The sequence below is a fragment of the Kiritimatiellia bacterium genome, assembly GCA_018001225.1.
Classification (GTDB): Bacteria; Verrucomicrobiota; Kiritimatiellia; order CAIQIC01; family JAGNIJ01; genus JAGNIJ01.
This window is the reverse complement of record JAGNIJ010000001.1, coordinates 15060-39683: the sequence shown is the minus strand read 5'-3', so window position 1 is coordinate 39683 and position 24624 is coordinate 15060. Positions and strand designations below refer to the sequence as shown.

At 68.4% G+C, this 24624-nt stretch carries 18 protein-coding genes; 9 read left to right on the top strand and 9 right to left on the bottom strand.

Annotation, left to right across the window (positions count from 1 at the left end; all coding sequences use genetic code 11):
• Position 1: 1 nt before the first annotated feature.
• Positions 2 to 715 carry a prepilin-type N-terminal cleavage/methylation domain-containing protein gene (locus KA248_00155; GenBank protein MBP7828305.1) on the bottom strand — a complete coding sequence of 238 codons (714 nt, stop codon included), beginning with the start codon at positions 713 to 715 and terminating at the stop codon, positions 2 to 4.
• Positions 716 to 3824: 3109 nt separating this feature from the next.
• Between KA248_00155 and KA248_00150 the strand changes: the two genes are divergently transcribed.
• Positions 3825 to 4334 carry a hypothetical protein gene (locus tag KA248_00150; GenBank protein MBP7828304.1) on the top strand — a complete coding sequence of 170 codons (510 nt, stop codon included), beginning with the start codon at positions 3825 to 3827 and terminating at the stop codon, positions 4332 to 4334.
• 51 nt (positions 4335 to 4385) lie between these two features.
• Here the strand turns inward: KA248_00150 and KA248_00145 are convergent, their stop codons facing one another.
• A complete protein-coding gene (locus KA248_00145) occupies positions 4386 to 5549 on the bottom strand; it encodes a response regulator (GenBank protein ID MBP7828303.1) in 1164 nt (387 codons plus the stop codon).
• An 86-nt stretch (positions 5550 to 5635) separates the two neighbouring features.
• On the bottom strand, positions 5636 to 6499 hold the full coding sequence (locus tag KA248_00140) for a zinc ribbon domain-containing protein (protein ID MBP7828302.1): 864 nt from the start codon (positions 6497 to 6499) through the stop codon (positions 5636 to 5638).
• A 151-nt stretch (positions 6500 to 6650) separates the two neighbouring features.
• Here KA248_00140 and KA248_00135 point away from each other — a divergent pair, with 151 nt between their 5' ends.
• Positions 6651 to 7595, top strand: coding sequence for an LCP family protein (locus KA248_00135; GenBank protein ID MBP7828301.1), 945 nt, complete (start codon positions 6651 to 6653; stop codon positions 7593 to 7595).
• 138 nt (positions 7596 to 7733) lie between these two features.
• Positions 7734 to 7997: an RNA-binding protein gene (locus tag KA248_00130; protein ID MBP7828300.1), complete on the top strand. Its 264-nt coding sequence runs from the start codon at positions 7734 to 7736 to the stop codon at positions 7995 to 7997.
• Positions 7998 to 8120: 123 nt separating this feature from the next.
• Here the strand turns inward: KA248_00130 and KA248_00125 are convergent, their stop codons facing one another.
• Together KA248_00125 and KA248_00120 are read right to left on the bottom strand one after the other, a co-directional pair.
• Positions 8121 to 8411 (bottom strand): KTSC domain-containing protein, encoded by a 291-nt coding sequence (locus KA248_00125; GenBank protein MBP7828299.1) that lies wholly within the window; start codon positions 8409 to 8411, stop codon positions 8121 to 8123.
• A 120-nt stretch (positions 8412 to 8531) separates the two neighbouring features.
• Entirely contained in the window at positions 8532 to 8993 is a 462-nt protein-coding gene (locus tag KA248_00120) for a 3D domain-containing protein (GenBank protein MBP7828298.1), read from the bottom strand.
• Between the two features lie 126 nt (positions 8994 to 9119).
• Between KA248_00120 and KA248_00115 the strand changes: the two genes are divergently transcribed.
• The 5 genes from KA248_00115 (at position 9120) to KA248_00095 (ending at position 18032) form a co-directional block, all read left to right on the top strand.
• The gene (locus KA248_00115; GenBank protein MBP7828297.1) at positions 9120 to 14420 is read left to right on the top strand and encodes a hypothetical protein; all 5301 of its coding nucleotides are present in this window, start codon (positions 9120 to 9122) and stop codon (positions 14418 to 14420) included.
• Between the two features lie 105 nt (positions 14421 to 14525).
• The gene (locus tag KA248_00110; protein ID MBP7828296.1) at positions 14526 to 14723 is read left to right on the top strand and encodes a hypothetical protein; all 198 of its coding nucleotides are present in this window, start codon (positions 14526 to 14528) and stop codon (positions 14721 to 14723) included.
• Positions 14724 to 14748: 25 nt separating this feature from the next.
• Positions 14749 to 16044, top strand: a complete 1296-nt coding sequence (rsmB, locus tag KA248_00105) for a 16S rRNA (cytosine(967)-C(5))-methyltransferase RsmB (GenBank protein MBP7828295.1) — start codon at positions 14749 to 14751, stop codon at positions 16042 to 16044.
• An 18-nt stretch (positions 16045 to 16062) separates the two neighbouring features.
• A complete protein-coding gene (locus KA248_00100) occupies positions 16063 to 16866 on the top strand; it encodes a methyltransferase domain-containing protein (GenBank protein MBP7828294.1) in 804 nt (267 codons plus the stop codon).
• A gap of 41 nt (positions 16867 to 16907) precedes the next feature.
• Positions 16908 to 18032, top strand: a complete 1125-nt coding sequence (locus tag KA248_00095; protein ID MBP7828293.1) for a hypothetical protein — start codon at positions 16908 to 16910, stop codon at positions 18030 to 18032.
• A 127-nt stretch (positions 18033 to 18159) separates the two neighbouring features.
• Here the strand turns inward: KA248_00095 and gcvPB are convergent, their stop codons facing one another.
• Together gcvPB and gcvPA are read right to left on the bottom strand one after the other, a co-directional pair.
• Positions 18160 to 19608: an aminomethyl-transferring glycine dehydrogenase subunit GcvPB gene (gcvPB, locus tag KA248_00090; GenBank protein MBP7828292.1), complete on the bottom strand. Its 1449-nt coding sequence runs from the start codon at positions 19606 to 19608 to the stop codon at positions 18160 to 18162.
• 95 nt (positions 19609 to 19703) lie between these two features.
• The gene (gene gcvPA, locus KA248_00085; protein ID MBP7828291.1) at positions 19704 to 21044 is read right to left on the bottom strand and encodes an aminomethyl-transferring glycine dehydrogenase subunit GcvPA; all 1341 of its coding nucleotides are present in this window, start codon (positions 21042 to 21044) and stop codon (positions 19704 to 19706) included.
• 113 nt (positions 21045 to 21157) lie between these two features.
• On the opposite strand from gcvPA, the gene KA248_00080 reads away from it, so the two are divergent.
• Complete coding sequence (locus tag KA248_00080) at positions 21158 to 22432, top strand: L-serine ammonia-lyase, iron-sulfur-dependent, subunit alpha (GenBank protein MBP7828290.1); 1275 nt, start codon at positions 21158 to 21160, stop codon at positions 22430 to 22432.
• Positions 22433 to 22480: 48 nt separating this feature from the next.
• Here KA248_00080 and KA248_00075 read toward each other — a convergent pair whose 3' ends face one another.
• Complete coding sequence (locus tag KA248_00075; protein MBP7828289.1) at positions 22481 to 23671, bottom strand: YgeY family selenium metabolism-linked hydrolase; 1191 nt, start codon at positions 23669 to 23671, stop codon at positions 22481 to 22483.
• Positions 23672 to 23755: 84 nt separating this feature from the next.
• The gene (locus KA248_00070) at positions 23756 to 24514 is read right to left on the bottom strand and encodes a Nif3-like dinuclear metal center hexameric protein (GenBank protein ID MBP7828288.1); all 759 of its coding nucleotides are present in this window, start codon (positions 24512 to 24514) and stop codon (positions 23756 to 23758) included.
• Positions 24515 to 24624 lie beyond the last annotated feature (110 nt).

Here is a 24624-nt window from a genome sequence, read left to right as displayed (position 1 = left end):
GTCAGTCGATGCTCTGCAGGATCGCGGTGTTGACGAGGTTGGTGAAGATGCTGTTGGCGGCGTCGGCGTTCTGGATCGCCGCCACGTGGCCGTCGAGGTAAAGCACGTTGCGGTACTCGGCGCCGTGGTTGTCGTCTTCCGTGATGTCCGGCATGTCGCCGGGCGTCGCCGAGCCGTTTTCCGTGGCGTTGGCCTCGTCGCACATCAGGGGGGCGACGGCCGCGTTCTCCGGGGAGGCCGTGAGCCGGTGGCCCGCGATGTACATGTAGCTGATGTTGAAACGGTTGAGGGCCGCGATGGTGGCCGCCGGCGTCACGGGCGTCTTGTTGTCGCCGTCGATCTTGTCGCTGGGGCACACCCAGACCTTGGGATCCACAAGGAGGCTGCGCACCCGGTTGCTGACAAAGGTCGGGTCGACAAAGCCTCCGGCGGGCTGCGCTCCGCCCAGCAGCATGGCGTGGCTCGGCAGGGGCCACTGGCGGATGAGCGGCGTCTGCCGGGGCCGGATGAGGGTGAACTCCCCGTTCATCACCGGGTCCGCCGCGTAGAGGTACAGCGCGGCGCCGATCTGCTTCAGGTTGCTGCGGCAGGTGGCCCGCCGGGCGTTTTCGACGCCCAGCTTGGCCACGGGAATGAGGATGGACATCAGGATCGTGATGATCGCGATGACCACGAGCAACTCGATCAACGTGAACGCCCGGCGCGGTCTGCTCATGGATTTCTCCCCTACTTGTTGATGAAGGCGCGCCACACCCGGCCGCCGCCGCTCTCGCTGTCCCAGTTGGTCGTGGTGCCGCTGTACTTGTTGTTGAACACCCAGTTCACGCTCAACACGGCGGTGGTCGGGATGGGGATGGACAATTCCCAGACCGTGCCCCCGATATTGGCCATGACATTGGTGGTCAGATTGTTCCAGGTCTCGTCGAACCCGAGGTGGGCATTGATGTTGGTCGCCGCCGCCAGCGGGCCGCCGGCCTGGTCGTACGTGATGGTGATCGTCCCGCCATTCGTCGGCGAGTTCGGCGTCCAGGTGGAGCGCAGGGTGCCGCGGTACGCCCGGTAGTTGTCCCCGCCGCCGCCCACGCCTTCCCAGACCGTGCCCGAAACGTTGCGCGGCTTGAACTCGAAGTTCGGGCTGGCGATGACATTGGTGTCCACCGCCAGGTCGTAGTACCAGGTGCCGTCGCCGATGAAGGTCATGGGGAGCGGCCCCCAGCCGGAGGCCGGCCAGTTGCCCGCGATCTGCACGTTGCGGTCGCCGGCCAGCCCGCGGCTGTACTGCGTGTAGTAGATCCGCATCGTCCCGCCGGTTTCCGGCAGCGGGTTGGGATCCCACCAGACGCCCTGGAAGGGATGCGCCCCGGCGTACAGGCGGAAGAACATCGGGTTGCTGGCGTTCTCCACGGTCACCGTCCAGTTCCCGCCCGAGCCCGCGGCCGTCTGGCCGTAATCCACCCAGCCCGCGGCCAGGTTGGTGGAGAACTGGACGCCGTGCTGGGCCTCGCCGATCGCGTTCGTGAACAGGACGCGCGTCCCGCCGGCCACCGGCTGAAGGGCGTAGGGCTCCGGCGGGTTGGCCGCCGGCGCGAAGGGCAGTTCGCTGTTGGCCCACACGTACGGGTCGAGCACGATGTTCGTCGCGCCCGTTTCGATGTAGTACTCGACATCCGAGGCCGGGTCCAGCAGCGCGTCCTCGACGCCGAAAACCACGGCGTACTTGTAGGCGAAGCTGCGGGGCGTACGCCGGTCCGCCCAGCTCCCGGCGTACGGCACGCTGAAGTAATCGCCCCCCCACCAGGGAATAGGGATCGCCCACGAGCGCGGCGTCGAGGCCGTTGGTCGTGAAGCCCCACGTGCGCGAGTAGATGCCGTCCCCGGCGGCCGCGTCGCCCAGCGTGCCGTCGTCCACCAACTCCACGCCGCCGAGGTCCCAGCCGACCACGGCGGCATTGCCCGGCCAGTCGCTGACGCCCGTGCCGCTGCGGTTGTAGCCCCGCAGCGGGTCGCCGCCGACGACGAGGACGCGCTGGACGCCGTAGAGGTCGCGGCCGGAAAGGTCGAGCCGGAAGGTCATGGTCACGCGCTCGCGCACGCCGGCGTCGCCGCGGCGCGCGTCGGCGTACAACGCCGCGTAATGATCCACGTTCGTGTCGTTCGGGTCGCGCCACGGATGGGCGGCCGCGCCGAGGTAGTCGGTGACCACGAGGCTGCTGCCGTCGGTCGGCAGGGTGAGCCAGCGCGACGCGTCGGCGTAGTTGTGCAGGCGGATCGCCTCGAAGTTGTTCGTGCCGGTGTTCTTCAGGATGCCGCTGTACTTGTAGTAAATCCGGGTCGGCGTGCCGGGCGGAAAGGTGACATCGCGGAAGTACGACGTGAGCGGGCCGCCGAGCAGCGCCAGCGGCATGGAGGTCGAGGGCGGGTAGCCCCACTCCAGCGGCTCGGTGGAGCCGTTGAGGTGGTAGGCCAGGCCGTTCGTCCGGCCGAACCCGGAGGCGGTCTGGAGCACGAAGCGGACGGTCACCGCGGTGGCGATGCCCGAGTCCGAAGGGAACAGGCAGAGCGACGCGGTCTTGCTGTTCGTCGCCGCGTCCTCGATGTTGAACGACCGGACCGGCACGAGCGTCCCGGCCGCCGGCAGGTCGTTCGTCAGGTGCAGCAGGAACGCGTCCTCGGCCAGCTTGTCCACGGATTCCGGGATCCCCCCGCCCACTTCCCAGTTCGCCGGGTTCGTCGCCGTCGCCTCCACGACGTCTTCGTTGAAGCGGGCGTAAACGATGGAGTTGGACTGCGCGCCGGCGACCGCCCGGATGAACGGCGCGTTGACGTCGCCGGCGGCGACGTCCGGGAAGCCGTCGTTGTCCGCGTCCACGTCCAGCGTGACATAATCGGCCGTGGTGAGCAGCCCGTCGGCGTAGGCCGCGCCCGCGCTGACCTGCGCGGGAATGACGTCCGACGCGCTATAGGAACTGTCCGGCGCGTTATTGTGCAGGTTGGCGAAGAGGCGCAGCCGCGCCCCGTACGGCACGACCTTGCCGGCGTCGACGGTCCCGAAGCGGGTCCCGGCGTACAGCACGCTCCAAGGGATGCGGGCTTCGAAGCCCTTCAGGTCGCAGGCGGTCGCGTCGGCCTGCACGACCATATCCACCGGCGTGCCGCGCGGGCCGGCGCCGTTGCCCTGGTCGAACAGCGCCTCGACGGCGTTGGTGTCCAGCGTCACGCCGTCGTAGGTAATCCGCAGGACGTTGTTATAATAGCCTTCGGAGGCCAGCATGTAATCCAGGCCGAAGCTGTCGGCCGCGGCGTCCGAGGCCTGCCAGCCCACGCAGTTGTACTTGATGTAGGCAGGGTCCACGTTCACCCAGTTGGTCGTCGTGGTCGCGCCCGTCCCGGCCTCGGGGTCCACGTCCAGCAGGACCACCAGCTTGTTGTCGGCCTCCCAACCCTGCAGCGCGACGTACAGGTACGCCTCGTCCCAAGTGACGTACAGGTTGGTGATGAGGCTGCCGACCCACAGCGGCGCGCCGGTGAACGTGCCGGCCAGGTCGGTCCCGTCGTACTCCGTGGGCCGGCCGTCGAGGATCGCGGTGTTCGGTGGATCGGCCTGCGCGGTGAACACGAGGCCGGCAATCAGCAGGAGCATGGAGGGCAGTATGGTTCGGCGCATGTGTTGAACTCCCATGGTTAAACGATTCCATGCTTACCACAAAAGCGCGATCTTGTTGACTTTTTTTCTTGCGCGCGGCGGAAGTCTGCTAGAATGAATAATTAGCTGGCAATATGCCGGCCCGGCGCGAGGCGCGCCGTCATCAGCAAAGGAGAAAAGCATGAAGAAAGCGATCGGTGTACTGCTGGCGCTGTTGTTTGTCTCCGTGTTCGCGATGCCGGCGGCGGCGCAGGAGAGCCGGCTCGGCGGCGGCGTCAACTACTGGCGCGTGATCGACGACGTGGACGAGGACTTCGACGAGGACGGCCTGTCCTACCTCGTGTCCTACCAGTACTGTCCGTCGGAGATGTTCCGGATCGAGGCCGACGTGGAATTCTTCCCGGACGGCGTGCTCGGCCGGGGGGACACGGACTACGCGCCCCAGGCGTTCGCCATCCTCGGCAGCTGGATCTATGCGGGCGTCGGCGTCGGCATCTATTACTTCGGCGATCCCATCAAGGACTGGGCGGACGATCCGTTCTACGTCCTGCGCGCCGGCCTGGACCTGGAAGTCCTGCCGGATGCCCTCCACCTGGACATCTACGGCCGCTACCAGTTCACGGAATGGGGCGACATCGACGTGGACACCGACACGGCGATCCTCGGCGGCTGCGTGCGGTTCGAATTCTGATCGACCTCCGCGGGGAACGAAGTAGGGGCGCCGCTTGCCGGCGCCCTTATTTTATTCCCCGATCAGGGTCTCGCCCATCGCCATGGTGACGACGTCGGTCATCTCGCGGAACGAGAAGGGCTTCTGGAGGAAGGAGGTCCGCTTCAGGCGCAGGGCCCTGGCGATGTCCGGCTGCGTGGCGGCGAAGCCGCTGACCAGGATCACGGGCACGAGACCGCCCTCGGCCTTGAGCCATTCGCAGAGCTGAAGGCCGTTGTACTCCGGCATGCTGAAATCCATGATGATCAGGTCGGGCTTCGCGCCGCCCTTGCGCCAGCGCTCCTTGAACGCCGAGCCGCTGTCCAGTTCCTCGACCTCGTGGCCGCTGTCGGAAAGGACCTGGCGGCACATCTCCCGGAAGATGGGGTCGTCGTCGACCACCCAGATCACGCGCGGCGTCAGGCGCCGGCGGCGCTTCGTCTCCTCGGGGGCCGCCGCGCCGGCGGCGCCGACGGGCAGCAGGACGCGCACGCGGCTCCCCGCGTCGCCCTGCTCGGTGATGACGAGCGAGCCCTCGAGGCGGCCGACCATGCCGTAGGCGCTGGAGAGCTTGAGGCTCTTGCGCGCGCCGGCCTCGGGCGCGGCGCGGCGGGGCTCCGCCCCCTTCTCCGAAAGGTCCACGACGTCGAGTTGCAGGAACTCGCGCTCCCCGGCCTCGCCGCCCATGCGCTCGTTCGTCGTGCTGACCTCCAGCCAGCCGCCGCCCGGCAGGCTGTCGATCGCGTGGGTCAGGAGGTTGAAGACGATCTGGTGGATGGCGCTGGGCACGGAGAGGACCGTGTCGCGGCGGGCGTCGAAATGGGTGCGCACGCGGATGGCGGTCCCGGTCTGGGATTCGAGCAGCGAGAGCACGTGGCGCAGCGTGTCGTGCACGCTGCACGGCTTGACCTCCTCGCTGTCGCCGCCGAGGAACGCCAGGATCTCCTCCGTCAGGCGGCGCCCCCGCTGGGCGGCCTCGGCGATCTTGCGCAGCGCCTCGGCGGCCTCCTTCGAGAGGGACTCGCGGTTGAGCACGAAGGAGGAATAGCCGAGGATCACCGACAGCAGGTTGTTGAAATGGTGGGCCACGCCGCCGGACAGCGCGCCCAGCGACTGGGCGCGCTCGGACTGCACCAGCAGCCGCGTCAGTTCCGCCACTTCGGCTTCGAGTTCGTGAAGGCTGTGCTTCTCTTTCATGGCTGTGGTCGTCAATACAGGCTATCCCTGCACCCCGGGGGAAAAAATACCCTTCGGCCCGGCCGCTGTTCAGAGCCGGCGGCCGGTCAGGGGGATTCGGGCGGCCGGATCGAACCGATGTTCTTTTTGACCAGGTACTCGATGAACTTGTCCCGGAACGCCGCGTCGCAGCGCACCCGGCTTTCCCGGTCGAGCTCGGCCAGCGGCACGGAGGCTTCGCCCTCCTCGCGCAGTACCAGCGCGTTCTGGGCATCCACCGATTTGAGCTTGCCGCGGATGACCAGCCCGTTGACCTTGCGCAGTTCCACGACGTCGCCCGGCCGGTAGAGCGGCTGCTGCTGGTCCAGGCGGCCCTGGAGCGACGCGCGGTAATCCGCCTCCAGGCGGGTCAGCTCCTCCGCGGAAACCTCCGGCTCGGCGAGGGGCGCGTTCGTCTCGGACGGCGGGACCGGCACCGGCGGGGGGGCGGGCGCCGGCTCCGCGACGGGGGCTGCTTCGGGCGCGGGCACGGGCGCCGTCGGCGCGGGCGGCGGGGCCTGCACCGCGGGCGCCGGCGCGGCGATCTCGGAAATCGCATGGGGGCGCAGGAAGGTCTTCACGAGCATGACCACGATGATCACGCCGGCGCCGGCGATCAGCCAGCGCACGTACGGCGGCCAGCCCGGGGTCTCGCCAAGCCGGACGCCCTTGCGCACATCGTATCCGCATTCGACGCAGAGCACGGCGCCCGGCGGCATGGTCGCGCCGCAGGACGGGCAGTTCATGCCGACGGCCGCCAGGGGGCCCTCCCGGCGGAGGGCCAGCTTCGGCGCGCGCTCGGCCTGGTCCGACGGCACGGGCACGGCGATCTGGCGGCCGCACTGGGGACACGGGACCAGGAGCCCGGCCTGGTCATCGGAAACGAGGAAGGCCTTGCTGCAACCGAGGCATTGAAGTTGTATGTCCGACATAGATTCCGCCTTTACCCGCCGGACCGCCGCGGGGCGGACGCCGGCCGATGTGAAAGGCGCCATTTTGAACGCCGGACCGCCAAAGTCAAGCGGCCCGGTGCCGCTTTACAAAAACGGGCCGGACGCCTATCGTGGGCCTGTTTTTGCACGCATGAGAGAAAGCCGTCATGGCGCCCGGCGCGCCGTTCTGTGGGCGGGCCTCCTGGCCGCCGCCGGGCTGACCGCCTGGCAGGTGCGGTCGGAATGGGCGTCCGCGCCGTTCACGATCCTGGTCCTGGGCTCGGACACGCGATCCGCGTCGGAACCGGGCCGGTCGGACGCCATCTTCGTATTGCGCGCGGACCCGGCGAGGCGAAGCATGAGCGGGCTCTCCCTGCCGCGCGACCTGTACGTGCCGATCCGCGGCCTGCCGACCCTGCAGACCAACCGCATCAACACCGCCCTCTTCTACGGCGACTATTTCGGCGTGCCGGGCGGCGGACGGCGGGCGGCCCGAGAGACGGTGTCGCGCCTGCTCGGCGTCCCGATCGACGGCGTCGTCGTGCTCGGGTTCCCGATCGTGCAGGATATCGTGGATTCCATCGGCGGCGTGGAGGTGTACATCGACCACCTCGTGGTGGACCGCTCGTTCTTCCCCGTGAAGGGCGGGCGGGGTTACGCCGTGTGGTTCGGGCCGGGCTGGAACTACCTCGACGGGCGGCGTGCCCTGGAGTTCGTCCGGCTGCGCAAGCCCGACACCGACTTCGGGCGGATGGACCGGAACCGGCAGTTCGTCGCCGCACTGCAGGAAGCCCTGGAAGGCCGGCTGGGCGCTTGGCAGCGGCTCCGGCTGCTGGCCCGCGTGAAGAGCCGGATCCGCACCGACATGAGCCCAGCCCGGAAGACGCGCACCGCCTGGGTATTTTCCCGGTGCGCCGACGGGCCGATCCGGTGGAACACCCTGGCCCGCGACGAGGTCGAGGCGGCCGTCACGGCGCAGGGCGCGCAAGTCCTGGTTCCGGTGCCCGGCGCGCTGAAACGCGCCGGCCTCCGGCTTCTCGAGGGGCGGACGACCGCCCTGGCCCGGAGCCCCGGGCGCCCGAAGACGAACTTTTGACCGCCCAGCCCGCCCCGATTTTATCGGCTTGCCGGGGCCCGGGGCCTCCCCTATCTTTCAGCATGCTCGGCGAGAGGCCTGCTGCCGGCCTCTTTCCGGAAGGCGGGAATGGGCAGCGAGCACGCAGGAGCAACGAGAGTGAACATATACGTCGGGAACCTGTCGTTTAAAGCCACCGACGCGGACCTCCGCGCCGCGTTCGAGCCGTTCGGCCAGGTCAAGTCGGCCAAGGTCGTGGAAGACCGGGAAACGGGACGCTCCCGGGGCTTCGGCTTCGTGGAAATGTCCAACGACGACGAGGGCCGCAAGGCCATCGAGGCCGTGAATAACCAGGAAATCGCCGGGAGGGCCGTCCGCGTCAACGAGGCGCGCCCGCGCGAGGATCGTCCCCCGCGCGGCTGACCCGCGCCGGGCCAGAGACCATAGAAAGCCCGCGCCGCCGAACCGGCGGGGCGGGCTTTCAAGAAAGCAGCCGGCGGCCCCGGAAGCGGCGCCTTGCGCCTTCCTTTCGAGGCCGGGGTTTCGTTATTGCTTCTTCTGGAACTTGTAGACGTTCTTGATGTTCTTGGCGAAGAAGTTCCCCTTCGACTCCGCCGCCATGAACTGGTCGTAGACTTCCTGCGGCACGCCGAAGTACTCGTACACGCTGCCGTCCGTGACCAGCTTGACCGTCAGCGTCTGCGTGGCCGCGTCGTAGCCCACCGCCTGGACCAAGGTGGACTCGACATCCTGCAGCGCCGCCTCCTCCGCCATCACCGGGACCGCCATCAGCACCGCCGCCATCACCGCGCCCGCCATCCATGCCCAGCGACTCATAGGTTTCCTCCTATTTTGAAACCGCCTTTACACTACACCATCCGGCCCCGCTTGTCGCGTGGAATCGGAAGATGGGTTCAGGGTTCAGGGTTCAGGGTTCAGGAGCGGAGGGGGTGTGCATCAGCGGGCGGCCGGCGCCGCGTACCACACGCGGACCGGCAACCGCTGGACGCCCCACGCCTCGGCCGTGGAATGCCGCTTGAAGAAGACATCGAGGCGATGGCCCTGGATGTCGCCGCCGATGTCCTCGACCCGGCCGTAGCCGTAGCCCGGCACGTACAGGACGGTGCCGAACGGCAGGAGGCGGGTATCCGCCGCGATGGTGCCGGGCCGGGCCTTTGTCCCGGAGGCGGTCACGCCGACGGCCTTGGGTTTGCCGCGGCGCGGTCCCGAACTGATGACCGGGCGGAAGAGCCAGTTGCGACGCCAGCCGCAGCATTTCCCGCAGGGGCAATAGGCCGTGACGGTCATGTTCAGCGTCCGGTCCGGGGGCCGCCGGGCCTCTTTCGGTGTCGTGGCGCAGGAGGACGCCAACAGCAGCGCGCCCAGCAGCATGATGATTCGGAACATCGGCCGCACCATGCCCCGCTCCCGGCGAAAAATCAACCGCAACACGGTCCGAAAAGTATGGGCGGCAGACTAAACACCAGCGCGGCACGGGGGTATAGTCACCCTTCAACTTTACGCAGAAATACTTAAAGGTTTTACATGCCGAGATTTAGGCTGGGAGCCCTTTGCATTCTGGCGGCCGCGTTATGCGGGCGGCCCTGTTCTCTTTTCGCCGCCGACCACTTTGTCGAGAACTTTGACACCTTCACCAACGGCTCCTACATCACCGGCAACGTCCTGCTGTCCAGCGGGACCTGGACCGGCCTCTCCGTTTTGGGCGAAGCCGCCTCGGCGTCGCTCGGCGGCACGGGCCGGGCGGTACGGATCAACGACGACACGGCCGGCGCCCAGTTGGCCACGCCCGCGTTGGATACGGTCGGCACGGTGTCCTTCTACTGGCGCGAACTCAACACCGGCGGCGGCACGTTCCGCGTGCAAAAATCCGTCGCGGGCGGCGCGTACACGGACGTGGGCACGCTGGTCTATACCGGCACGACGTTCACCCTCTACAGCACCAACGTGAACGACGCCAGCAGCGCGATCCGCATCCGCATCCTCAACGACAACCAGTACGGGCACCTCATCATCGACGACATGACCGTGACGGACTACAGCGCCGGCTCGACCAACACGCCGCCGGTGCTGAACGCCATCGGGGCAAAGTCCGTGGGTGTCGGCAGCAACCTGCAGTTCACCGTCACCGCCACGCCCACCGACGGCGACACGGTGACCCTGACCGCCAGCAACCTGCCCGCGGGCGCCGCCTTCTACCCGACCAACGAGGCCGCCTCCTTCCTCTGGACCAATGCCGCCCCCACCGGCACCTATTCCGTCACCTTCAACGCGGCGGACAACGACGGCTCCGACGAGGAGTCCATTACGATCACCGTCAACCCGGCCGCCGGGGGCGGGGGTTCCTCCCTGGACATCAGCGGCTACAGCCTGATCCAGTCCAACGCCACCCAGACCTATACCTTCCCGGCGAGCACGACGGTGGGCCCGAACCAGTACGTCGTCGTGGCCCGCGCGGCAAACCAGTCCGTGTTCGAGGCCGCGTGGGGGGTTACGCTCGGGACGAACGTCCTCTTCCTCAATTCCGGCGGCACCCTGCCGTTGTTGAACGGGGGCGAGACGTACACGCTGCTCAACGGTTCGGGCGTCCTGGTGGACGGCACGACCCCGGCCTCGTTGAACCCGCAATACATGTCGGTCCAGCGCACCAACCTGGGGGGGGCCGCCTCGGACGCAGGGAACTGGTCGTCCGCCGCGCTGGAAACGGCCACGCCCGGCGCGGGCGCGTCCGGCAACGGCACGGCGGGCCTGCGGATCAGCGAGTACGCGGACGCGTCCAACTTCTCCAACGAGTTCGTGGAGCTGTACTACGACGCGGCGAGCAGCCTGCCGACCAACCAGCCGCCGGTCCTGGCCGCCATCGGAAACAAGGTGACCGAGGAGGCCGTCCAGCTCCAGTTCACCATTGACGCCACGGATTCCGCGGACAACGACCCCATCACGCTCACGATGAGCAACGCCCCGGCCGGCGCGGTGCTCTCCTCCACGAACGGCCACGGCACGTTCACGTGGGCCCTGCCCAGCCCCGACGGCGTCTACACGACGAGCTTCTACGCCGCGGACAAGGACGGCGCGGACTTCGAGACCCTCACGATCACGGTCAACCCGCCGGCGTCCGCGGTCACCAGCAACCTGTGGGACTTCGAGGACGGGTGGCAGGGCTGGACCAACTACAGCCGGGCCAGCGGCGACAACTGGTCGCGCGTGAACTTCCCCGGCGCGGAAAGCACCTCGTGGAAGATGGAGATGGAAGGCACCAGCAGCGACGACTGGCTGATCAGCCCGGCGCTGAACCTGACGGCCGTGACGGATCCGATCCTCACCTACTGGACCAAGCGGGAAAACAGCGGCAACGACATCACGGTCAAGATTTCCACCAACTATCCCGGCACGGGCGACCCGCTGGCCGCCGGCGTGTCCTGGGCCGACCTCTCCTATACCCGCCCGGCGGACCGGAATGTCTGGGCCAAGCACACCAACAACCTGACCGCCTACGTGGGCCAGGAGCAGGTGTTCGTCGCCTTTTACTACGTTTCGCCCTCCTATCGCTCCACCCGCTGGAGCGTGGACCAGGTCCGCTATGCCGCCACCGCGGCCGCGGAATCCAACGCGCCCCCGATCCTCGCGCCCATCGGCGACAAGTCCATCACGATCTCGAACAACCTGATGTTCCCCGTGCAGGCCGTGGATATCGTGGATGACGATCTCATCACGTTGACGGCCAGCAACCTGCCGCCCAGCGCGGAGTTCAGCGCGACCAATGGGAACGGCAATTTCGTGTGGTTGAGCGCCTCACCCGACGGGGTGTACACCTCGAGTTTCTATGCCGCGGACAAGGACGGGGTCGCCACCGAGACCATCGTCATCACCGTATCCCTGCCGCCGGGGCCGACCAACCTGCCCGTCCTGGCTTCCATCGGGAACAAGTCCATCATCGAGAGCAACACGTTGAACTTCACGGTGTCCGCCACCGACTTGGACGGCGACGCCATCACGCTGACGGCCAGCAACCTCCCCGCGGGGGCCGCGTTTTTCCCGACCAACGGCGCCGGCTCGTTTCTCTGGACCAACGCCTCGCCCACCGGCACCTATTCCGTTACCTTCAACGCGGCGGACGACGACGGGGCCGACGACGAAACCATCACGGTCTTCGTCAACCCCGTGGCCCCGACCGGGACCATCGTCTTCCAGGGCTTCGACGGGTCCACCAACGACACCTGGGATTTCAGCGGCGACGGCGCCACCCTGGCCGCGGCGGCCCGCACGGGCGGGTACGGGCGCCGGATCGGAGGCTACGATAGCCTGACCTTCAGCAACGTGGACTTGAGCGGCCACAGTTCCATCATGTTGAGCCTCCACTGCGCGTCCACGGGCGGCGTGGAAAACTATGACGGCCTGCAGGTCTTTGTCGCGCTGGACGGCGGCGAGTTCCCGTCGGACCCCGACATCACCCTCCAGGAGGCCAATCCCACGGACGCGGTCGCCAACCTGACCTGGTCCTACTCGGCCGGCGGGGTGGCCCATACCACCGCCGGCACGCCGGTCACGTTCAACGGCGACGGGGCCGACGGCTACGCCACCATCCGCATACGCATCCCCGACGGCTCCTCGAGCGTCAGCGTCAAGATCGCCGCCGACAACAACTCCACCAGCGAGTTTTACTACGTGGACGACATCGGGCTCACCAGCGGAACCTGGAATTTCAACGATCCGCCGGTGCTGGCCGCGGTGGGCAGCCGCGAGGGCACGCAGGGATCCAGCCTGATCTTCACCGTCAGCGCCAGCGACCCGGACGACGACGCGGTCTCGCTCGTCGCGAGCAACCTGCCGGACGGCGCGGTGTTCGTGGATTACGGCGACGGGTCGGGCGAGTTGAACTGGGCCTACCCGGCGGCCACAGGGTCCTGGGTCACGACGTTCCATGCCTACAACGAGGACGGCTCGGATTCGGAACAGATCGCGGTCTTCATCGATCCGGCCACGTCCACGTCCAACGTGTCGTTCACCGTCATGGCGGCGAACCTCTCCAGCGGGACCGACCAGGCCTACCACGACCCGGGCATCCGGATATTCCAAGCCCTGCAGCCGGATGTCGTGGGCGTCCAGGAATTCAACTACGCCAGCGGCGCGCGAGCCCTCGTGGACGCGGCGTTCAGCACGGGCCACTATTACTACGTGGAAACCGACGGCGAACAGATCCCCAACGGCATCATCAGCAAGTACCCGATCCTGTCCTCCGGTCAGTGGGCGGACCCGTACGTGTCCAACCGCGACATGGCCTGGGCGATCATCGACATCCCCGGGACGCAGGACCTCTACGTCGTCAGCGTGCACCTCCTGACCACCGGGAGCACGGAGCGGAACAACCAGGCCACGTACCTGCGCGGCTGCATCCAGTCCAACTGGCCGGCCCACGCCCTGATCGCCATCGCGGGTGACCTGAATACCCCCACCCGCAGCGAGGCTTGCATCACCACGCTCTCCGCGATCGCCGTGGACCAGCCGCAGTCGCGCGACCAGAGCGGCGACATGGATACGAATGCCGGGCGCGACAGCGACTACGACTACGTCCTCACCAGCACGAACCTCGTCCCCAAACACACCAACACCATGGTCGGCGGCACCAGCTTCCCGTACGGCATGGTCTTCGACACCCGGGTCTGGGCCACCCCGCCCTCGCCGGCGCTAAGCACCGACTCCGGCGTCGAGGGCATGCAGCACATGGCCGTGATGAAGACGTTCCAGTTGGAGCAGGCCGCCGTCCCGGCGACCTCGGCGGTGATCTACGTGCTGGCCGGCCCGAACGGATCCATTTCGCCGACCAACAGCACGGTCAACTTCGGCCAGAACAAGACCTTCACCATCGCGGCCGCGACCAACTACACCATCGCCGACGTGAAGGTGGACGGGGCCTCGATCGGGACCACGAACTCGTACACGTTCACGAATGTCACGAACAACCACAGCCTCGCGGCGACCTTCCTCTACAACGGCCTGACGATCACGGTCATCGACCTGGCCGGCCCGGGCTCGGGCTCGGCCGAGGACAGCGCCGCCGCCGGCTCGGTCCGCGCCTGCACCAACCTGAATTCGCCCGTCACGGCCGGCACCACCCAGTTCCTGCTGACCGGCTGGACGCGGACCGGCTCCTCGCCGGCCTCCGGGACCTCCAACGTCACCGGCCAGTTCACCATGTCGACGAACACGACCGTGACCTGGCTGTGGTCCACCGGCTACTGGTTCAACAGCGAGTCCGGCGCGGGCGGCAGCGTGAACGCCGCGGACCGCTGGGCCGCCCTGGGCAGCAACGTGACGATCACCGCGACCCCTTCCAACTACTACGACTTCGACGCATGGAGCGGCGACGCGCCCTCCGGCGAGGAAACGAACGCCACCATCACGGTCATCATGAATGGGCCGCGGCAGGTGACGGCGGCCTTCGCCGCGCGCCTGGCCGTCCACGACGTGCCCGAGTGGTGGCTGGCGCAGCACGGCTGGACCGCCGACTTCGACAACGCCGCCCTCGGCGACCAGGATGGAGACACGGCCCTCACCTGGCAGGAATACGTGGCGGAAACCATCCCGACCAACAAGACCTCGGTCTTCCAGGTCGACACGCGCCGCGCGGCCACACCCGGCTCTGCCGTCCTGGCCTGGCCGAGCGCCACGGGCCGCACCTACGACGTGGATTTCCGCACCAACGCCGCCAGCGGCGCCTGGCAAATGTTCCAGACCAACATCGCGGCTTCCGCGCCCGTCAACGTCTATACCGGCGCCATGGGCGCGGCGGATCGCCTGTACTTCCGCGTCCGGGTCCGGCAGCCTTGACCGGCCGCACCGCGGTAAAAAAATGCGTGCGGCCTTTACACGAGTAAAACGTTTAGGTACATATTGCGCAGGTGAGGACAGCACTTTTCCATAACGGAGAGGACGATGCGCTTTTTTAAATGGGGGAGGCACGAGGAAAGTCCCGAACCGGAGTACACGGGCGTGATGGCGCTGAAGGATTTGTGGGGGATCAGCGAGGAGAAGAAAACCTTTAAACCTCTCACCACTCCAGTCTGTACGGATATCTATCACGTGCCGAGCGGCCTGAATATCATCCCACACCGGCACCCTTCCAAACCATGACCGGCGCCCCGCTCCGCCCCCGGTCTTGAACACGGAATTCCGCACGTCCGAATCCGCGAAGGCGCGCCTCGATGCGGCACGGGTCATCTCGGCCTGGTTGAGCCAGGGTCTGTTTCCGGATCGCTTGCTCCATCGCCTCGCCACCCAACGGTCGTTGGCCATGGAACTGGCCTACGGGGTCATCCGCGGCTGGCGCGCCCTGGACTGGCTCCGCGCGCAGCTCGCGCCGCGCCAACCCCGGCCGGAACTGGACGCCCTGGCGCTCGTCGGCCTCCAGCAACTGCTTTTCATGGACGGCATGCGGGACCACGCCGCCGTCCACGAAACCGTCGAGGCCGCGCGCGCGGCGGAGGGCCCCCGCGCCGCCGGCTTCGTCAATGCCCTGCTGCGCCGCGCGCAGGCCGACCGGGCGAACCTGCTGGCGCGCCTGGCGGAACAGCCGCCCGGAATCCGCCTCTCCCATCCGGACATCCTGCTGGACCGCTGGACCGCCCGCTACGGCGTCGACGCCGCCGCCCGCCTCTGCGAATGGAATAACACGCCGCCCGCCGCGGCGCTGCGACCGGCCCGCGGCGCCCCGGCGGACTTTCCAGAACGGCTCCGCGCCGCCGGCATCGAGGTCCGCCCCCACCCGGCCGATCCCCGCTTCCTCGAATTGCCGCACGGCCACCGCGTGGAGGCCCTGCCCGGCTACGCCGAGGGCTGGTTCGCCGTCCAGGATCCCTCTACCGCCATGGCCGTGGACTTGCTCGCGCCGAAACCGGGCGAACGCGTACTCGACGCCTGCGCGGCGCCGGGCGGCAAAACGATCCTGATCTCCGAGCGGATGGAGCGCCGAGGGCTCCTCGTCGCCATGGATGCCTCCGCCGGGCGCCTGGACCGCCTCCGCGAAAACCTGGCGCGGTTCCAGGACGATTTCGTGCGCGTGGCGCAAGGGCGCGCGGACGATCCCGCCTTGCTCGAAAAAGGCCTGCCGCCGGACGCGCGCGGCGGGTTCGATGCGATCCTCGCGGACGCGCCCTGCACCAACACGGGCGTGCTGCGCCGCAGGCCCGACGCCCGCTGGCGGTTCAACGCGGACCGCCTGCGGGGCGCGGTCCGCCAGCAGCGGGCGCTGCTCGACGCGCTGGCCGTCACCGTTGCCCCCGGCGGCCGGATCGTGTATAGCACGTGCAGCCTCGAGCCCGAGGAGGACGAAGAGCAGGTCCGGTCATGGCTGAAAGAGCATCCCGGTTTTTCCATGGAAGCGGAACGCACCCTGCGCCCGCCCGGTTCGAAGACCGACGGAGCCTACGCGGCCAGGCTCGTCCGCCGAGGGTGAATCACGGAGGGGCTTCGCATGGATAACACCTACGTGCACGGGTACCATCCCCGGGAAAATCTCCGCCTCCAGGACCAGGCCTCGACGCTGGTCGAACTGCTGCATTCCGACACGCGGTACCCGCCCGGCAGCCGGGTCCTGGAAGCCGGCTGCGGCGTCGGCGCCCAGACGGTCACCCTGGCCGGAAACAGTCCGCAGGCCCTGATCACATCCGTGGATATATCGGCAAGCTCGCTCGCGGAGGCGCGGCGGCAGGTAGCGGCGGCAGGCCTGGTCAACGTGCACTTTCAGCAGGCGGACCTATTCAAGCTGCCCTTCGGCCCGGAGACTTTCGACCACGTGTTCGTATGCTTTGTCCTGGAACACCTGGCCCGGCCCGTGGAAGCGTTGCGGATACTGAAGGATCAACTGCGGCCGGGGGGCACGATCACGGTGATCGAGGGCGACCACGGCTCGGCGTATTTCCATCCCGACAGCGAGGCCGCCCGCCGCGCGATTCACTGCCAGGTCGAGCTGCAGCGCCGGGCGGGCGGCGACGCCATGATCGGCCGGCGGCTGTACCCCCTGCTCCTCGATGCGGGTTTCGACGGGGTGGCCGTCTCGCCCCGGATGGTGTACGCCGATTCCAGCCGGCCCGAGTTGGTCGAGGGCTTCACGAAGAACACCTTCACCGCCATGATCGAGGGCGTCCGGGAGCCCGCCCTCCGCGACGGTCTTCTCGATCCGGGCGCCTTCGACGAAGGCCTTCGAGCCTTGTACCGCACGACGGAGCCGGACGGGGTTTTCTGCTACACCTTCTTCAAGGCGCTCGCCAGGAAGTAATTGCCGCACGGGAGCGTTGTGGCTACCTTTTTTCGCCGGCCATGGGCTTCATCCGACAACGATCGATCTGGCTGGGCTGCTGGCTGGCCTGCTTCAGCGGAGCGCCGGTCTGCGCCGCGCCCCCCCGCCTGGCCATCTGGTGCGAGTTCATGCCCTACCGCGACGTGCTGGGCACGCTGCCGCTGCTGGCGCAGTACCGCTGCGACCTGCTGCTCCACGTCGGGCCCGGTGAAATCGGCGACCCGGACCTCGCCCGCGTCTACCGGGAGGCCGCGGCGCGGAAGATCACGGTCGTCGCATGGTTCCTGCACCCGTACGAGGAACACCTGTACGTCGGCGAGGACACGATCGCGGCCACGCGCGCGCTCGCGCTCCGGTTCCTGGAGTGGGCGGAGCAGGAGCGCCTCGACGCCCGCTGGGTCGTGTTCGACTGCGAGCCCAGCCCCCTACTGGGCAAGGAGCTGTTCGCTCACGTGCGCCGGTTCAACATCCCGGGCCTTGCGCGCACGCTCCGCCGCGAAAAGAACGCGAAACGCTTCGCCGCGTCCGTGGCCGACCTCAACGCGCTGATCGAGGAGCTGCACGACCGCGAGGTCCGGGTCATGGGCGCGGCCAACCGCGTGTTTTTGGATTTCCTGCGCTACGGCAACACCACGGCGCAGGACGCCCTCAACGCGCCGTTCAGCATGATCCGCTGGGACCGCATCTCGTATATCACCTACCGCTACCACGCGACGCAGCCCCAGTACGTCACCATGGTCAACCGCTACGCGACGCTGGCCCACCGCTTCCATGGGGACCGCGCGGCGCTGGACCTCGGGCTGATCGGCGACCAAAGCGGGTTTCCGGAGCACCGCGAGCGCGCCCTGCTGTTCGGAGGCGACGAGCACTTTATCTCCTACCTGCACGGCATGCGGTCCGTGCACGACCTGCGCGAAGTGGTTTCGGTGGCCTTGAGCCGCGGGGTACCCCACATCAACCTCTACTCCCTGGAAGGCGCCGTGGAATCCGTGGCGGGCCTGGAGCTGTGGCTGAAGGCCGCCTCGGATGTCCGCCCCGCCCGCGCGCTCGACCGCTGGACCCCGGTCGGTTCCATCCGGGCCGGGATCCTCGGCGCCGCGCTGCAAGGCGTGTTCAAGGCGCTGGTCGGCGAGCATCCGCGCTAATGCCGGAGCGCGGTGGCAAGCGAAGCGCGACACCGCTCTTGCGCGGCGTCAAGCGCCGGCACGCTGCCGAGAGCGCCGTCGCGTCCCGATGCGCTTCGCGATCGGGACTTGCCGGCGCACTCCGTCCTCAACGGCGGTACACCAAGTCCATGTTCCGCGCGGCGGCGACCTCGTCGAGCCGGCCGACCGGCGTCGTGACCGGCGCGCGCTTCAGGGCTTCCGGATCGGTCTTCGCGAGGCCGGCTACTTCGATCATCGCGTCCACGAACCGGTCCAGCGTCTCCCGCGTCTCGGTCTCCGTCGGCTCGATCATGATCGCCTCGGGCACGTTGAGCGGGAAATAAACCGTCGGCGGGTGGATGCCGCGGTCGATCAGCGCCTTGGCCAGGTCCAGCGTGTGCACGCCGTGCGCGCCGAGCGGCTTGCCGCTGAACACGCACTCGTGCATGCAGCGCCCGGCGGCGACGGCCTCGAAGTGGGGCCGCAGTTTTTCCTGGATGTAATTCGCGTTCAGCACGGCCATGTCGCTGACCTCGCGCAGGCCCTCGCGGCCGAGCATCAGCAGGTACGCGTACGCCCGGACGATCACGCCGAAGTTGCCGTAGAAGGGCGCGATGTAGCCGATGCTCCTCGGCAGGTCGTAGTCCAGCGCGAAGGTCCCGTCGGGCTGTTTCACGACGCGGGAGATCGGCAGGAACGGCCGCAGCTTCTCCGCCACGCCCACCGGCCCCGCGCCCGGCCCGCCGCCGCCGTGCGGCGTGGCGAACGTCTTGTGCAGGTTCAGGTGGCAGACGTCGAAGCCCATCTCCGCCGGCTTGCAGCGGCCGAGGATGGCGTTGAGGTTCGCCCCGTCGTAGTACATCAGCCCGTCCACGGCGTGCACCAGGTCCGCGATCTCGCGGCTGTTGGCGACGAACAGGCCGAGCGTCGAGGGGCTGGTCATCATCACGCCCGCGGTCTCCGCGTTGATCGCCCGGCGGAAGGCATCGAGATCCATCCGGCCGGAGGCGTCCGAGGGCACGCTGACGACGTCGTAGCCCGCGATCGCGGCGCTGGCGGGGTTGGTGCCGTGCGCGGAATCGGGCACGAGGATGTGCGTCTTGCGGTTCCCGCGGTCGCGGTGGTAGGCGGCCATCAGCATCACGCCGGTCAGCTCCCCGTGCGCTCCCGCGAGCGGCTGAAGCGTGGTCTCGGCCATGCCGGTGATCTCGGAGAGCATCCGCTCGGTCTCATAGAGGAGTTGCAGCGCGCCCTGCGTCAGCATCCCGCCGTGCCGCAGTTGCGGCCAGAGCGGATGCAGGTCCGCCAGGCCCGGCAGCGCGGCCGCGGCCTCGCAGGCCTTGGGGTTGTACTTCATCGTGCAGGAACCGAGCGGATAGAAGTGCGTGTCCACGGAGAAGTTCAGGCGGGAGAGCGCGGTGAAATGGCGCACCACCTCGACCTCCGCCAGCTCCGGCAGGTCCGCCGGCCGCTCGCGCCGCAGCGCCGCCGGGATATGGGCCGGCGACTCGTCCGCGCCGTCCGGCATCCGCGCCGCCCGCCGCCCCGGCACGCTCTTTTCGTATAGTAACCTCATGACCGTTTTTTAACGCAAAGACGCAAAGACGCGAAGAGGATCTGAGTACTGCCTGTTTCCTTCTTTGCGCCTTTGCGCCTTTGCGTTTAAAAAATTCACAGCAGGGCCTCCAGCTTGGCCGCCAGGATGTTGATCTCCTCTTTCGTCCGCTTCTCGGTAAAGGCCAGCAGCAGGACGTTTTCCATGCCGGGATAATAGCGCCCGACCGGGAAGCCCGCGGCAAGGCCCTGCTCGATGAGCGCGCTGACGACCTCCGACGCGTCCCGCGGCAGCGCGAGGGCCAGCTCGTTGAAGAACGGCGCGTCGAAGGCGGGCTTCACGCCCGGGATCGCCAGCAGCCGCTCCCGCGCGTAGGCGGCGCGCGCGGCGCACAGTTGCGCGACCTCCACCAACCCCCGCTTGCCGACGAGCGAGAGGTAGATCACCGCGCGCAGGGCGCAGAGCGCCTCGTTGGTGCAGATGTTGGACATCGCCTTCTCGCGGCGGATGTGCTGCTCCCGCGCCTGCAGGGTCAGCACGAACCCGCGCCGCCCCTGCGCGTCCTTCGCCGCGCCGACGATCCGGCCGGGCATCTTGCGCACGTGGGCCTGCCGGACCGCCATGAAGCCGAGGTACGGCCCGCCGAACGAGAGCGGCAAGCCGAGGCTCTGGCCCTCGCCCGTGGCGACGTCCGCGCCCATCGCGCCCGGCGTTTTCAGCAGGCCGAGGGCGACCGGGTACACCGACATCACCGCCAGCGCGCCGACGGCCCGCGCGGCGGCGGCCAGGTCGGACAGGTCGTCCACGCTTCCGAAGAAATTCGGGTTCTGCAGCACGACCGCGGCCACGTCGCGGTTCAGGCGGGCCTGGAACGCGACGCGGTCGGCCCGGCCGCCGGACAGCGGAATCTCCTCGTACTCAATGGAGAGGTTCGCGGTGTAGCTGCGGAGCATCGTGCGGTAGATCGGGCTGACGCCCTGGTCCACCAGCACGCGGCGCCGGCCGGTGATGCGCAGGGCCATCATGACGCCCTCGAAGAGGGCCGTGCCGCCGTCGTAGAGCGAGGCGTTGGCGGCGTCCATTTCGGTCAGCCGCGCGATGGCGGTTTGATACTCGTAGATCGCCTGGAGCGTACCCTGCGCCGCCTCGGGCTGGTACGGCGTGTAGGCGGTGTAAAACTCGCCCCGAGAGGAGAGGGCGTCCACGGCGGCCGGGATGAAGTGGTCGTAGAAGCCGCCGCCGCAGAAATTGATCAGCCGCGCCGAATTCCGCGCCGCGAGGCCGCGCAGGACCTGCATCATCTCCAGCTCGGAACGGCCGGCGGGCAGGCGGAATTCTCTCGTCTGGTATTCGGCCGGGACGTGGATAAAGAGGTCGTCAAAATCCTTCGCGCCGATCGCGCGGAGCATCTCGGCCTGTTCCTGCTTTCCCGCCGCGTTGAAGAGGGTGCCCGACATCGGGCGGCTACCTTACTCCGGCCGCCCGCGGCGCGCAAGCGCGGCCGGAGCGGCTTGCGGCCGCCGCCGCCAGCGGCTAGTATGATCGCGGCATGAAGACGGACCAGCCCGTGGTGGGCTCGATTTTCGACCTGTACAAGATCGGCGCCGGCCCCTCGAGCTCGCACAGCATCGGGCCCGAGCGCGCCGCCCGCCGCTTCCTCGCCCGGCAGCCCGCGCCGCCCGCCTCGATCCGCGCGACGCTCTTCGGCAGCCTCGCGGCCACCGGGCGCGGCCACCTGACGGACCAGAGCATCCGGCGCGCGCTCGGAGACATCCCGGTCGAGTTCGCCTGGGACACCGAAACCGGCGGCCTGAAGCATCCGAACACCTTGCGGTTCGACGCGCTGGACGGCGGAGGCCGCGTGACGGATTCGTGGACGGTCTACAGCATCGGCGGCGGCAACCTGCGGGACGACAGCGGGCCCGTGGGGGATGACGAGCCCGCGCGCTATCCCGGCCGCACCATCACCGAGCACCTGGCCGTCTGCGAGGCGCAGGGCCTGCCGTTCTGGCAACTGGTGGAACAAACCGAGCGCGACCCGTGGCCGCGTCTGGAGACCATCTGGGAGGCCATGGAGGCGAGCGTCCGGCGGGGACTGGAAAGCCGGGAGAACTTCCTGCCCGGCCCGCTCAAGCTGGCGCGCAAGGCGCGCACGACCCTGCTCCGCGGCCGCGACCTGGCCAGCCCCCAGCGCGACCTCGCCCTGCTGGCGGCCTTCGCGCTGGCGGTGTCGGAGGAAAACGCGGCCGGGGGGACGATCGTCACGGCGCCGTCCTGCGGCGCGGCCGGCGTGCTGCCCGGGATGCTCTACTACTATCACACGGTCAAGGGGCTGCCCCGCCGCGACATCCTCGAGGCGCTGGCGACCGCGGGGCTGTTCGGATCGGTAATCCGGGCCAACGCGTCGATCTCGGGCGCGGAGGTCGGCTGCCAGGGCGAGGTGGGCTCGGCCTGCTCCATGGCCGCGGCGGCGGGCGCGCAGTTGCTCGGGGGCACGCTGCGCCAGATCGAGTACGCGGCGGAGATCGGCATGGAGCACCACCTCGGCCTGACCTGCGACCCGATCGAGGGCTACGTCCAGATCCCGTGCATCGAGCGCAACATGACCGCGTGCCTGCGCGCCGCGGAATGCGCGGTGTTCGCCCTGCTCACCGACGGGCGGCACCTGGTGAGCTTCGACGACGTGATCGAGGTCATGTACCAGACGGGCGCGGACCTGCAAAGCGCCTACCGCGAGACCGCGCGCGGCGGCCTGGCGGAGCTGTGGCGGAGGCGGATGAGCGGCCGAAGCCAGGCCGGCGCGGCCGCGGCCGCGCCGGCGGGACACCACAGCTATTGCGATTGAGGGCGCCAGGGATTGTGGCCGGGATCGGCGATCCCGGCTACAGCGGCGTCAGCCCGCGAACTCCTTCACGAACGCGGCGTAGAACGCCGCGGCGCGGACGAGGTGCTCGATCTCGATCTGCTCGTCCGGGAAGTGCGCGAACTTCTCGTGCCCGGGGCCGAAGCCGAGGCTCGGCACGCCGTGCATGCCGGCCGTGGCAATGCCGTTGGTGCTGAAGGTCCAGTGCCCGACCTCCGGCTCCCCGCCGAACGTCCCCCGGTAGGCGGCCACGGCCTTCTGCACGTGCGGCGTGGATTCCGGGAATTCCCACGTCGGGAAGTACTTCTTGGTCGGGTAGGTCAGGCCCTTGAAGCTCGGCACGGCGTACTCGAGCACCTTGACCTTCGCGCCGGCGGCCTTGACGGAGGGCAGGTCGTACAGCTCCTTGACCGAGGTCTCCTCCGTCTCGCCCACGGTCAGGCGGCGGTCGAGGTGGATCGTGCAACTGTCCGCGACGGCGCACAGGCTGGGCGACGTGGAGCGGATGTGGCTGATGGTCACGGTGCCCTTGCCCAGCGGGGCGCGGGGCGGCAGGCGCTCGTTGAGCTTCTCGATGTCCTGGATGATCGGGGCCATCTTGTACACGGCGTTGACGCCGCGCTCCGGGGCGGAGCCGTGGCACGAGAGGCCCTCGGTGGAGACCTCGATCTCCATGCGGCCGCGGTGCCCGCGGTAGATCTTCAGGCTGGTCGGCTCGGTGAGGACGACGACGTCGGGGACGATCTTGTCCTCCTTGATGATGTACTGCCAGCAGAGCCCGTCGCAATCCTCCTCCTGGACGGAGGCGACGACGTAGAGCGTGGCCTTCTCGGGGAAGCCGGCCTGCTTGAGCAGCGCGGCCGAATAGATCGCGGAAGCCACGCCGCCCTTCTGGTCGCTGGCGCCGCGGCCGTAGAGGATGCCGTTTTCGACCTCGGCCTTGAAGGGATCGCGCTTCCAGAGCGAGGCGTTGCCGACGTCCACGGTGTCGCAGTGCCCGTCGAGGGCGATCTTCACCGGGCCGTTGCCGATCCGGCCGATCAGGTTGCCCATGGGATCGATGATGACCTCGTCGTACCCCAGCTTCTTCATCTCGGCGGCCATGCGCTCGACGACCGCGCCCTCCTGGCTGCTCAAGGAGGGGATCGAAACGATGTCCTGCATGAACCGCGTCAGGGCCACCCGCTGCTGCTGCGCCAACTCGTAGAACTTGTTGCTCATGGTTTTCCTTCTGGGTTTAACAGGGTGAACAAACACCACAACCCGGCCGGGCTCAAGTCAAAAAAAGGCGGGGCCGCGGCCCCGTCAGAAGGGCACGCGGAAATCCAGCGTCTCGCACGGCACCCGGAAGCGGCGGGTCAGGTATGCGCCGGCCGCGCGCACGCCGAAGAGTTCGGTGGCGTAATGTCCCGCGAAGACGGCGTGCACTCCGTATTCCATCGCCGGGGTCCGGGCCTGCAGGGCGGGCTCGCCGGACAGGAAGACGTCGAGCCCCTTGCGCCCCGCCTCCTCGACCAGGTCCGCCGCGCCGCCCGACACCACCGCGACCGTCCGCACCGTCGCCGGGCCGTACTCCATGGTCTGCAGGCCGTGGCGCAGGACGCGCTCCGCGCGCTTCTTGAACGCGGCGAACGGCATGGGGCTTGCCAGGCGCCCCGCCCAGCCGATCACCTGTCCGTGGTAGTTCCCGAACGGCTTCAGCCCGCGAATGCCCATGGCGCGGGCGATCTGCACGTTGTTGCCGAGCCGCGGGTGAGCGTCCAGCGGCAGGTGCGCCGCATACAAAGCCATGTTGTTTCGAATGAGGAACGCGACCCGCCGGTACTGAACCCCGGTCAGCCGGGTCATGGAATCGCCCCAGCTCAAGCCGTGGTGGCAGATCAGCAGGTCGGCCCCCCGGCGCCGGGCGGCTTCGAAAAACTCCAGGTTGGCGTCCACGCCGCACTCGATCCGCCGGACCCGGCCGTCGTTGGCCACCTGCAGGCCGTTGCGGGACGCATCGCGGAACTGATCGATGCGCAGTTCGCGGTCCAGGGCCGCGACCAGGCGTTCCAGTTTCGTCATGAGGCACCTCGGGGCTGCGGGCATCTTGTCGCCGGGAGCCCAAACTGCAAGCCCATTATTCGGCGCAGGGCGAGCGCGCGTTATGCTTTACAAGGACGGCTGAAAATACG